At 70.9% G+C, this 11,835-nt stretch carries 10 protein-coding genes; 9 read left to right on the forward strand and 1 reads right to left on the reverse strand.

The window, feature by feature from the left end; genetic code table 11:
- The first annotated feature begins 247 nt into the window (after positions 1-247).
- The 9 genes from OOZ19_RS18950 to OOZ19_RS18990 all read left to right on the forward strand — a co-directional run bounded on the left by OOZ19_RS18950 (position 248) and on the right by OOZ19_RS18990 (position 10,299).
- The gene (locus tag OOZ19_RS18950; RefSeq protein WP_266091462.1) at positions 248-754 is read left to right on the forward strand and encodes a DUF4262 domain-containing protein; all 507 of its coding nucleotides are present in this window, start codon (positions 248-250) and stop codon (positions 752-754) included.
- 211 nt (positions 755-965) lie between these two features.
- Positions 966-1,553 carry a crossover junction endodeoxyribonuclease RuvC gene (gene ruvC, locus OOZ19_RS18955; protein ID WP_184478105.1) on the forward strand — a complete coding sequence of 196 codons (588 nt, stop codon included), beginning with the start codon at positions 966-968 and terminating at the stop codon, positions 1,551-1,553.
- On the forward strand, positions 1,550-2,152 hold the full coding sequence (gene ruvA / locus OOZ19_RS18960; RefSeq protein WP_266091463.1) for a Holliday junction branch migration protein RuvA: 603 nt from the start codon (positions 1,550-1,552) through the stop codon (positions 2,150-2,152). The genes ruvC and ruvA overlap by 4 nt, the downstream gene beginning before the upstream one ends.
- Entirely contained in the window at positions 2,149-3,228 is a 1,080-nt protein-coding gene (gene ruvB / locus OOZ19_RS18965) for a Holliday junction branch migration DNA helicase RuvB (RefSeq protein WP_266091464.1), read from the forward strand. The genes ruvA and ruvB overlap by 4 nt, the downstream gene beginning before the upstream one ends.
- A 222-nt stretch (positions 3,229-3,450) precedes the next feature.
- On the forward strand, positions 3,451-3,876 hold the full coding sequence (yajC, locus tag OOZ19_RS18970) for a preprotein translocase subunit YajC (protein WP_266091465.1): 426 nt from the start codon (positions 3,451-3,453) through the stop codon (positions 3,874-3,876).
- A gap of 559 nt (positions 3,877-4,435) precedes the next feature.
- On the forward strand, positions 4,436-6,028 hold the full coding sequence (gene secD, locus OOZ19_RS18975) for a protein translocase subunit SecD (RefSeq protein ID WP_266091466.1): 1,593 nt from the start codon (positions 4,436-4,438) through the stop codon (positions 6,026-6,028).
- Positions 6,029-6,030: 2 nt separating this feature from the next.
- Entirely contained in the window at positions 6,031-7,257 is a 1,227-nt protein-coding gene (gene secF, locus OOZ19_RS18980) for a protein translocase subunit SecF (protein WP_266091467.1), read from the forward strand.
- Entirely contained in the window at positions 7,257-7,802 is a 546-nt protein-coding gene (locus OOZ19_RS18985) for an adenine phosphoribosyltransferase (RefSeq protein WP_266091468.1), read from the forward strand. Before secF ends, OOZ19_RS18985 begins: the two co-directional genes overlap by 1 nt.
- A 187-nt stretch (positions 7,803-7,989) precedes the next feature.
- The gene (locus OOZ19_RS18990; RefSeq protein WP_266091469.1) at positions 7,990-10,299 is read left to right on the forward strand and encodes a RelA/SpoT family protein; all 2,310 of its coding nucleotides are present in this window, start codon (positions 7,990-7,992) and stop codon (positions 10,297-10,299) included.
- Positions 10,300-10,580: 281 nt separating this feature from the next.
- On the opposite strand, the gene OOZ19_RS18995 is transcribed toward OOZ19_RS18990, so the two are convergent.
- On the reverse strand, positions 10,581-11,792 hold the full coding sequence (locus OOZ19_RS18995; RefSeq protein ID WP_266091470.1) for a cytochrome P450: 1,212 nt from the start codon (positions 11,790-11,792) through the stop codon (positions 10,581-10,583).
- Between the last annotated feature and the right edge of the window lie 43 nt (positions 11,793-11,835).

Consider the following 11,835-nt stretch of genomic DNA (forward strand, 5'->3'; position numbering starts at 1 on the left):
TCCGCCACGAGGGAAAAAGCCGTCCTCGCGAGAGACCGGCTGAGAACCCGCGGGTGGTCGGCTTTTCGACGTGGGCTATGCGCTTCGCGCATCCAGGCACGGCTTCGCCGCAAGGCAGGCGTGGCTTCGCCGCCCACTGCACGGCTTCGCTGGGAGGACTCGGCTTCGTCGGTGGCGGCGGATTCATCGCTCGCCCGGGAGGACTCCTTGCACCAGGGGTTCCCCCGTTCGGATGAGAATCGGCAGAATGGTGGCCGTGGCCGAGACGGAAGAGCAATTGCGGCAGTGGTTGGTGAGCACCGCGGAGCGGCAAGGGGCCGCCGTGGTGCACGTGGCGGCGGACGACGCCGGCGCCGCCTACGCGTTCTCCGTCGGGGCGTGGAGACGCTTCGGCAAGCCCGAGGTCGTGGTGATCGGCCTGCCCCGCGACGTGGCGCAGGCCGTGGTGGACACCTACGTCGCCCGCGCGTCCGCGGGGGAGCGCTTCGCCCCGGGGCAGCTCTACGCCGGATTCCTGGAAGGCTGTCCGGTCACCTTCGAACGGGTGGCCACACGGCACTACCCGGAGTTCCTGGGCAGCGCGTTCGCCGTCTACCAGGGGGCGAACTTCCCGGCCCTGCAGCTGATCGTGTCCGCGCCGGACGGCACGTTCCCGTGGCAGCAGGACGCGCCCGGCGGCTTCGCCGAGTACCAGCCGGTGCTCACCGACAGCGGAGCTCCCGAGCGCTGGACGCCCGGCGTCGACGGCCCCTGAGCGCCCGGAGGGGGCGGTGCGGCGCGGACCGCGCGGACGGGTGATCATCGGGTGTGTCGTACGGGGGAGCGGCGTGGTCGGCGCGTAAGGTGTCGAACGGGTGTTCCCGCCTCGTCGAGGCGGGGGAGGCCCGCCGCGCGGACGACTCCGAACGCGGATGATCGATCCTGATGATCCCGAGCCCGATGATCGAAGTGCCGAGGAGGAAGTCGTGCGTGTGCTGGGAGTCGACCCGGGGCTGACCCGCTGCGGGATCGGCGTGGTCGACGGCGGGCGGAACCGGCACATCTCCTGCGTGGCGGTCGGTGTCGTGCGCACCCCGCCCGGCGACGAACTCCCGATGCGGCTCAAAGCCGTCGCCGACGCCGTCGAGCAGTGGATGGACGCCCACCAGCCCGAGGTGGTGGCCATCGAACGCGTCTTCAGCCAGCACAACGTGCGTTCCGTGATGGGAACCGCGCAGGCGTCAGGCGTGGTGGCGCTCGCCGCCGCCCGCCGCGGGCTGCCGGTCGCGTTCCACACGCCCAGCGAGGTCAAGGCCGCCATCAGCGGTTCGGGCCGGGCCGACAAGCGGCAGGTGACGCTCATGGTCACCAAGGTCCTCGGGCTCAGCGAGGCGCCGCGGCCGGCCGACGCCGCCGACGCGCTCGCGCTGGCCGTCTGCCACCTGTGGCGGGCGCCGATGACCTCCCGGCTGGCCGCGGCGGAGGCCAAGGCCGCCGAACTCGCCAAGGCGCACCGTCAACGGCTGCGGGACGCGCGGCGTTCCTCGGCAGGCAGAGGAGACCCCACACGATGATCGCTTCGGTACGCGGCCCGGTGCTCTCGATAGGGCTGGATCACGCCGTGGTCGACGTCGGAGGCCTCGGCTACGCCGTCCACGCCACCCCGGCCACGCTCGCCGGACTGCGTCGCGGCGAGGAAGCGCTGCTCGCGACGACGCTGATCGTCCGGGAGGACTCGCTCACCCTCTACGGCTTCGCCGACGCCGAGGCGCGCGACCTGTTCGTCCTGCTGCAGACCGCCTCCGGCGTCGGGCCCAGGCTGGCGCTGGCGACGCTGGCGGTGCTCTCGCCGGACCAGCTCTGCCACGCGCTCGCCGAGGGGAACCTGACGACGCTCACCCAGGTGCCGGGCATCGGGAAGAAGAGCGCGGAGCGGCTGATCCTGGAACTGCGCGACAAGGTCGGCACGCTCGCCGGGGCCGGCACCGGCGGCCAGGTCGGCGCGCCCGACCGCGGGCGGGTCCGCTCCGAGGTCGCCGAAGCGCTGGTGGGCCTCGGCTTCTCCGCGAAGCAGGCCGATCAGAGCGTGGAAACGGTGCTGGCCGCCGACGGCGCCCCCGCCGACACCTCGGCGGTGCTGCGCAAGGCGCTCGCCACGCTGGGGCCGCGATGAGCGACGCGCCCTTCGACGACGAACCCCTCCCCGGCGCCGTGCCGGGCGAGGGGCCGCTGGATCCGCAGCAGGAACCGGCCGAGCAGGACGTGGAGAGCACGCTGCGCCCGCGCAGGCTCGCCGAGTTCGTCGGCCAGCCCCGGGTGCGCGAGCAGCTGCAACTGGTGCTGCACGGCGCGCTCAACCGCCGGGAACAGCCCGACCACGTCCTGTTCTCCGGCCCGCCCGGCCTGGGCAAGACCAGCCTCGCGATGATCATGGCGGCGGAGCTCGGCGCGGCGATCCGGGTGACCTCGGGCCCGGCGCTGGAGCGGCCCGGCGACCTCGCGGCGATGCTGTCCAACCTCGCCGAGGGCGACGTGCTGTTCATCGACGAGATCCACCGCATCGCCCGGCCCGCCGAGGAGATGCTGTACCTGGCGATGGAGGACTACCGCGTCGACGTCGTCGTCGGCAAAGGTCCCGGCGCCACCAGCATCCCGCTGGAGATCGCCCCGTTCACGCTGGTCGGAGCCACCACCCGCTCTGGGACGCTCACCGGCCCGCTGCGGGACCGGTTCGGCTTCACCGCGCACATGGAGTTCTACACGCCGGACGAGCTGGAGCTGGTGGTGCGCCGTTCCGCCGGGATCCTCGGAGTGGACCTGCGCCCGGACGGCGCCACCGAGATCGCCCGCCGCTCGCGCGGCACCCCCCGGATCGTCAACCGCCTGCTGCGCCGAGTCCGCGACTACGCGGAGGTGCGCGCCGACGGAGCGGTGACCCTGGAGGTGGCGCGGGCCGCGCTGGAGGTCTACGACGTGGACGAGTTCGGCCTGGACCGGCTCGACCGCGCCGTGCTCTCCGCCCTGGTCCGGTCCTTCCACGGCGGTCCGGTGGGCGTCACCACCCTCGCCGTGGCCGTCGGGGAGGAATCGACCACGGTCGAGGAGGTCTGCGAGCCGTACCTGGTGCGCGCGGGAATGCTCGCCCGCACCTCCCGCGGACGCGTCGCGACCGTCGCCGCCTGGCACCACGTCGGCCTCACCCCGCCCCCGCACGCCCCCGGCGAATCCCAAGCGGCCTTGTTCGAGTAGTCCCGTCGGGGCTTGTGAGGCCGGGCACTCCGCTAGCGATAGGCTGCGCCGCGTTGACGGCCCCGGTGGCCTCGCCGGAGATCGGTTCGGCCCCTCGCGGTCGGCGGGCGGCGCAGGGCCCATCGACATGGCTGGCACACTGGAAGCGCTATATCCGAACAATTCGGGCGCCCCCGGCTGGTGGCCAGGGCCGTCCCCACGGCATCCGCCGAACGGAGCATTATGTCTTTGGAATCCTTGTTCCTGCCCCTGCTGATCGTGCTGCTCGCCGTGCCGATGTTCCTGCAGGCGCGCAAGCAGAAGCGGGCCATGCAGGAGCAGCAGAAGCTGCAGAACTCGCTCGAAGCGGGTGACCGGGTGATGACGACCTCCGGCCTGTTCGGCACCGTCGTGTCGAGCACGGACGACAGCATCGACCTGGAGATCGCACCGGGCGTCGTCACCACCTGGGTGCGCGCCGCGGTCCGCGAGAAGGTCGTCACCGACGCCGAGGACACCGCGATCGCCGAGGACGCCGAGACCGAGCAGGACGCGGCTCCGGCGGCAGCGGAGACCGAGGTCAAGGACGAGAAGGACACCACCGAGGTGCCCACCTCCCAGTCCACCGCCGAGGTCGCCGAGCCGATCGAGAAGCAGAAGACCAGCTGAACCGGAACGGCCGGTGATCGCACCGGCCGCCCGCCGCGCTCCCGGTGACCGACAGGTGCCGGGTACCGGCCGGAGCCGTCGAGTCGCCGCCGTGGTGGCGGCGACTCCGGCTCCCGCCTGTTCCGGCGCCGATTCGCCGAATTCACGCGGGCGATGTCGAGTCGCCGGAAAATCGAGATCCCATCGATGCGGACTTTCGGCGTCGCGCACGAATTCGCGCCGTCCCGCTCTTCGAGACGTGGCGGGTTTACGAACCCGACGCGCCCGGCCCGGCCCGCTCGCGTTCTTCGTCCGCTCTGCCCGTTGCGGGCGGTATTCGCAGATCGCAGCCTTGCGCGCCCGCCCCTCGCGACCCCGGCCAGGCCTCACCTGGCAGACTGGAAGCGGGCTTTCCTAGATCGTCCGGCGTGCTCGTGCTGTTCGGGCGCGTACTGTGATCAACGGTCGTTCCGGCCTTCCGGCGTGACCGATCATCCGGGGCATCAGATCGCGGGCGCTTCGCCCTGCGCGTCCGGTGTCCCGACCGATTCGTAGACCGTGGACAGGAGACCGACGCACCGTGGCACCTCCGGCCGGGCAGATCCGCCCAGGGCGTTACCTCGCGATCTTCGCGCTGGTCGTCGTGGCGCTGTATGGACTGGTGTTCCTCACCGGCGATCAGAAGCCCACTCCCAAGCTGGGCATCGACCTGCAGGGCGGCACCCGGGTGACGCTCACCGCGCGCACCCCGAACGGGGAGCCACCGCCGCAGGAATCGTTGAACCAGGCGCGGCAGATCATCGAGACCCGCGTCAACGGCATGGGCATCAGCGGTTCCGAGGTCAACCTCGACGGCTCCAACCTGGTGATCACCGTGCCCGGCGAGGGCGGCGACCAGGCCAAGCAGCTCGGTCAGACCGCGGAACTGGAGTTCCGCAAGGTCGTGCCGAACATGGTGGCGCCCGTGCAGGCGCCGCCTCCGCCGGGACAGCCGTCCGGGACGACGCCGCAGGGCGCTCACGCGCAGCAGCCGCCGTCGCAGGCGGACCCGGAGGCGCAGCGGGCGGCGATCGAAGAGGCGAAGAAGACCCGCCAGAGCACCGACCCGAACGTGCAGATCCAGGCCTTGCAGGCTTTGGACTGCAACGCGGAGGACCCGCTGCGCGGCAACGCCGACCCGAAGCTGCCGCTGGTCGCCTGTGACCAGGAGAAGACGCAGAAGTACGTGCTGGAGCCGGTGTTCATGCCTGGCACCGACATCGCCAACGCCGCGGCCATGCCGCCGAACGAGCAGAGCCCCGGCTGGACGGTGAACCTGGAGTTCACCGGTGAGGGCGGCAAGCGCTGGGCGGACTTCACCGCGGCGAACGTCGGACAGCAGGCTGCGTTCGTGCTTGACGGCGAGGTCGTGTCCGCGCCCAGGATCAACGAACCGCTCCTCGGCGGCAGCGCCAACATCAACGGCGATTTCAACCAGCAGTCCGCCACCGACTTGGCGGACGTGCTCAAGTACGGCTCGCTGCCGCTGGCGTTCGACCAGTCCGAGGCCGAGACGGTCTCCGCGACGGCGGGCGTCGCTTCGATGGAAGCGGGCCTCATCGCGGGCGGCATCGGCCTGATCCTGGTCGCGGTGTACTGCCTGGCCTACTACCGGCTGCTCGGCGTGCTCACCGTGCTCTCGCTGGTGCTCTCCGGCGGCGTGGTCTACGGCGTGCTGGTGCTGCTCGGCAGGTGGATCGGCTTCACCCTCGACCTCGCGGGCATCGCCGGTTTCATCGTCGCCATCGGCATCACCGCCGACTCGTTCATCGTGTTCTTCGAACGCCTCAAGGACGAGATACGGGAGGGCCGAACCTTCCGGTCCGCGGTGCCCAGGGCGTGGATCCGGGCGCGGCGCACCATCCTGTCCGCCGACGCGGTGAGCTTCCTGGCCGCCGCCGTGCTCTACGTGCTCGCGGTGGGCCAGGTGAAGGGCTTCGCGTTCACCCTCGGCATGTCCACGGTGCTCGACCTCGTCGTGGTGTTCCTGGTGACGCACCCGCTGGTGGCACTGGCATCGAAGAACAAGTTCTTGTCTAAGCCCTCGGTGTCCGGGCTCGGCTCGGTGCAGCGCCTCGCCGCTGATCAGCGGTCCGCGCGCCGCCGGGGTGCTTCCACGGCGAAGGAGGCCTGACGGTGGCCACGCAGAGCACCGCCGGTGACGGCGGCACCCGGCGCACGAGCGTCTTCGAACGCCTCTACATCGGCAACGGCGCGTTCGACATCGTCGGCAAGCGCCTCCGCTGGTACGTCTCGCTGGGCCTGCTGGTCCTGGTGTGCCTCGCCGCGATGGGCATCAAGGGCTTCAACCTGGGCATCGACTTCGAAGGCGGCACGAAGCTCCAGGTGCCCGCGGTCGGAGCGCAGGGGCCGATCAGCACGGATCAGGTCCAGGACGCGTTCCAGGACGCGCTCGGGCACCGCGCCGAGACGGCGCAGCTCGTGGGCACCGCGGGCAACCAGACCATCCAGATCCGGACCGAGTCGCTGACTCCGGCGCAGGTCTCCGAGGTCAAGGAGACCCTGTTCGACCAGCTCAAGCCGCTGGGCGCCGCCGGGCAGCCCAGCCCGGCCGCGGTCAGCGACAGCGCGGTCAGCGGTACCTGGGGCGGCGAGATCACCCAGCAGGCCCTGCTGGCGCTGGGCGTGTTCCTCGTGCTGGTGACGGTGTTCCTCGCCTTCTACTTCGAAAAGTGGATGGCGGTCGCCGCGCTCATCGCGCTCCTGCACGACGTGATCGTCACGGCCGGGCTGTACGCGCTGATCGGGTTCGAGGTCACGCCGAGCACGGTGATCGGCCTGCTCACGATCCTCGGGTTCTCGCTCTACGACACGGTCGTGGTGTTCGACAAGGTCAAGGAGAACACCCGCGGCCTGCTCGGCCTGACCAGGCGCAGCTATCCGGAGGCCGCGAACCTCGCGGTGAACCAGACGCTGATGCGCTCCATCAACACCTCGGTGATCGCGCTGCTGCCGGTGGTCGGTCTGCTCGTGGTGGGTGCGTGGCTGCTCGGCGTGGGCGTGCTGCGGGACCTCGCCCTGGTGCAGCTGATCGGCATGATCGCCGGTGTCGTGTCGTCGATCTTCCTGGCCACGCCGCTGCTGGTGGACTTCAAGATGCGCGACCGCAAGTACCAGCAGCAGGCGGCGAAGGTGCGCCAGCGCCGGGCGAAGGCCGCGGCGAAGGAGGCGGGCGAGCCCGTCCCCGACGAGCCGCAGCAGGACGCTCCGGAGCGGGAACTGGCCGGCGCGTCCTCGGTGACGAGCGTTCCGGTCGGCAAGAAGTCCGACGAGCCGGGGCCGCAATCCCGCCGCCGCCCTGCGGGCAAGTCGAGCCGTCCTACCGGGAAGAAGCGTCGCTGATGGCCGATTCCGACGTGGTGCGGGTGATTCATCCCACCTTGAGCAAGGCGGCGCGGTTGATCCGGGAGGTCCCGGACTTCCCGGAACCGGGCGTGCTGTTCCGCGACATCAGCCCGCTGCTGGCCGATGGCGAGGCGCTCTCGACGGTCGTCACCGCGCTCGGTGACGGCCACGAGTTCGACGTCGTCGCCGGGGTGGAAGCACGCGGTTTCCTCGTCGGCGCGGCCGTCGCGCAGGCCTACGGCACTGGTGTGGTGGGCCTGCGCAAACCGGGCAAACTGCCGGAGGTCGCCGACCGCATCGACTACGCGCTGGAGTACGGAACGGCGAGCCTCGAACTCGCTGCCGACACCATCAGTGCTGGTCAGCGCGTTCTGGTCGTCGACGACGTGTTGGCCACCGGCGGCACCCTCAACGCCGCGTGCGAACTGCTCGGGAGAGCGGGCGCGAAGGTCTCGGCCGCGGCGGTGGTGCTGGAGCTGACGGCGCTGGGCGGCCGGGATCGGGTGCTCGGTGCGGACGTGCACGCGCTGCTGGCGGTGTGACGATCTTCAGCGAAGCTGATCGGTCCCGGTGAAGTGTTGGCGTCGCCTCAAAGCTGAGAGTGACCGTTCAACGTTTCGGGGGACGGCCGGGGAGGGGCGGTAGCCCGAACGGCGTTATTCTCGATGCCCGGGTCGTGACCACCTCAGGACCCGGGTGCAACGTCCCCTCCAGGCCCGGGAGCGAGCGGTGAGCCAAGACGTCGAGTCTCCTGTCTCAGCAACCGAGCAGGTGCGTCCCGCCTCGGCTACCAGGCGGGTACGTGCCCGCTTGGCCAGACGGATCACGGCGCAGCGCGCCGCGGAGGTCAAGCAAGTGCTGGAGCCGCTGGCAGCGGTGCACCGCGAACTGCATCCGCACGCCGATCTGGCACTGCTGCAGCACGCCTACGACGTCGCCGAGGACAAGCACAGCCATCAGCGCCGCAAATCGGGTGACCCCTACATCACCCATCCGTTGGCGGTCGCCACCATCCTGGGTGAGCTGGGGATGGACACCACGACGCTGGTGGCGGCGCTGCTGCACGACACGGTCGAGGACACCGACTACTCGGTGGAGCGGCTCAGCGCGGACTTCGGCGACGAGATCTCGCACCTGGTCGACGGCGTCACCAAGCTCGACAAGGTGAAGCTGGGCGCGGCGGCCGAGGCCGAGACCATCCGCAAGATGATCATCGCGATGGCGCGCGACCCGCGCGTCCTGGTGATCAAGCTGGCCGACCGGCTGCACAACATGCGCACGATGCGCTTCCTGCCGCCGGAGAAGCAGGCCCGCAAGGCCCGCGAAACCCTCGAAGTGCTGGCCCCGCTGGCGCACCGGCTGGGCATGGCCACCATCAAGTGGGAGCTGGAGGACCTGGCGTTCGCCATCCTGCAGCCCAAGAAGTACGACGAGATCGTGCGCCTGGTCGCCAACCGAGCCCCTTCCAGGGACACCTACCTGCGCACCGTCACCGACGAGCTCGCCGCCCAGCTCGGCACCGCGCGGCTCGCCGCGAAGGTCGAAGGACGACCCAAGCACTACTACTCGATCCACCAGAAGATGATCGTCCGAGGCCGCGACTTCGACGACATCCACGACCTGGTGGGCGTGCGGATCCTCGTCGACGAGGTGCGCGACTGCTACGCCGCGATGGGCGTGGTGCACGCGCTGTGGCAGCCGATGCCGGGCCGGTTCAAGGACTACATCGCCCAGCCCCGCTTCGGCGTGTACCAGTCGCTGCACACCACGGTGATCGGCCCCGAGGGCAAGCCCCTGGAAGTGCAGATCCGCACCAGCGAGATGCACCGCACCGCCGAGTACGGCATCGCCGCGCACTGGCGCTACAAGGAGACCAAGGGCCGCAACGGCAGCGGCGGCCAATCGGCCGTCGAGGTCGACGACATGGCCTGGATGCGCCAGCTGCTGGACTGGCAGCGGGAAGCCGCCGACCCGGGCGAATTCCTGGAGTCGCTGCGCTACGACCTGGCCACCCGCGAGATCTTCGTGTTCACCCCTAAGGGCGACGTGATCACGCTGCCGTCCGGGTCGACGCCGGTGGACTTCGCCTACGCGGTGCACACCGAGGTCGGGCACCGCTGCATCGGCTCCCGCGTCAACGGCCGCCTGGTGGCCCTGGAGCGGAAGCTGGAGAACGGCGAGGTCGTCGAGATCTTCACCTCCAAGGCGGAGGGCTCCGGGCCGAGCCGGGACTGGCTGTCGTTCGTCGCCTCCCCGCGGGCCAAGGCGAAGATCAAGCAGTGGTTCGCGAAGGAACGCCGCGAAGAGGCCATCGACAGCGGCAAGGAAGCCATCACCAAGGAGATCCGCAGGCTCGGCCTCCCGGTGCAGCGCCTGGTCACCGCGGACTCCATCGCGGCCGTCGCCCGCGAACTGCACTACGTCGACGTCACCGCGCTGTACGCGGCGGTGGGGGAGCGGCAGGTCTCCGCGCACCACCTGGTGCAGCGGCTCGTCGCGCTCATCGGCGGCGTGGAGCAGGCCGAGGACGAGATCGCGGAGCGCTCCACCCCGTCCACCGTGCAGCAGCGGCGCCGCAGCACCGGTGACTCCGGCGTGGTCGTCAAGGACGCCGGCGACGTGTGGTCGAAGCTCGCCCGCTGCTGCACCCCGGTGCCGGGCGACGAGATCCTCGGGTTCGTCACCCGCGGCGGCGGCGTCAGCGTGCACCGCACCGACTGCACCAACGCCGACGACCTGCGCAAATCTCCGGAGCGGCTGGTCGAGGTGTACTGGGCGCCGTCGGCGTCCTCGGTGTTCCTGGTCGCCATCCAGGTGGAGGCGCTGGACCGGCACCGGCTGCTCTCGGACGTCACGAAGGTGCTCGCGGACGAGCGGGTGAACATCCTGTCGGCCTCGGTGACCACGTCGAAGGACCGGGTGGCGGTGAGCCGGTTCTCCTTCGAGATGGGCGATCCGAAGCACCTCGGCCACGTGCTCAAGGCGGTGCGCAACATCGAAGGCGTCTACGACGTGTACCGGGTGACTTCTGCTGCTTGAGCGGTCCCGGTCGTTTCGCTCTGGGGTCGGGTGGCGGAATCTCAGCGTTCCTCTCGCCGCGGGATCTTTCTCCCTCGTGGCTCCGCCACGGGAAAAAGCTGTCCGCGCGAGCGACCGGCTGGGAACCCGCGCGTGGTCGGGTTATCGACGTGGGCTGTGCGCTGACGCGCATCCAGGCACGGCTTCGCCGCGAGGCACGGCCTGCGGCCACGAGGATTCGGCTTCGCCCGCGTGGGGTCTGGGTGCGGAGCGGTCGGGCGGGCTGGAGCGCCGGGTGCTGCTCAGGCTGTGATGTCGATGCGGTCGTACCCGCGGATCGCGAAGGCCGGGCCGTGTGGGGGAGGCGTGGGCAGCGAGTGGTTCGGGAGCCGTGCGGCCAGCGCGGCGAGCACGATGCCGATCTCCAGCCGGGCCAGCGGGGCGCCGAGGCAGTAGTGCGCGCCGACGCCGAGCGCCAAGTGCGGATTGGGGGCGCGGGTCAGGTCGAGGTCGTCCGGCGAGGTGAACGCCGCCGGGTCGCGGTTGGCCGCGCCGAGCAGTACCACGACCTTCTCGCCTGCCTCGATGCGGTGCCCGCCCAGTTCCAGTCCCCGCACGGCAGTCCGCTCGAACAGCTGGTTCGGGGTGTCGTGGCGCAGCAGCTCGTCGACCGCGGTGAGCAGCGCCGGGTCGTCGTCGCGCAGCCGCCGCAGGTATCGCCACTGCTCGGGGTGCTCGTGCAGCGCCACCACGGCGTTGCCGATGCCGTTGACGCTCGCCTCGTGCCCGGCCATCAGCAGCAGCACGTAGTTCGCGATGAGCTCGTCCCCGCTCAGCTCCCGCGCACCGCCGGGATCGGCGGCCAGGGCGCTCAGCAGGTCGTCGCCGGGGCGGCGGCGCCGGTGGTCGGAGAGCTCGGCGACGTAGCCGCGGAACTCGCCCGCGGCCTGTTCGGCGTCCCTGCGGGCGGACTCGTCGAGCTCGGGTTCGTACATCCGCACGATCCGGTTCGACCAGGACCGCAGCAGCGGACCGTCCCGGAGCGGGAAGCCGAGCAGCGTCGCGATCACGTCCACCGGCAGCGGGCGGGCGAGCCCCGCCATCAGGTCGGCATCGCCGTGCGCCTCGATCCGGTCGCACAGCTCGGTGAGGCGGACGTCGACCAGGCGGGTGATCACTTCGCGCATCGACTCGACGTGCCTGCGGTGGAACAGCGGGGCCACTGCGGCGCGGAGCCGGTCGTGGTGCTGCTCGTTCTCCAGCATGCTCAGCCGGTGCAGCGCGTTGAACGACTCGAAGTCGGCGGCGGGCTCCCGGTCGGTCCACACCCGCCGCAGATCGCGGTGGCGCAGCGCGGCCGAGCACAGCTCGTGGGACAGGGCGACGTGCGCGCCCCAATCCGGGTTCCAGCGCAGGGCCGCGCGGGAGCGGAGCGCGTGGAAGACGGGGTACGGGTCGGCGACGAAGCCGGGATCGGCGGGGTCGAGACCGCCGGGCACCTCGGGGAGAACCACCCTGCGCACCTCCCGCGCTGGTCATGAGCGGTGCTGGTGCGCC

The organism is Saccharopolyspora sp. NFXS83 (assembly GCF_026241095.1).
Taxonomy (GTDB): domain Bacteria; phylum Actinomycetota; class Actinomycetes; order Mycobacteriales; family Pseudonocardiaceae; genus Saccharopolyspora_C.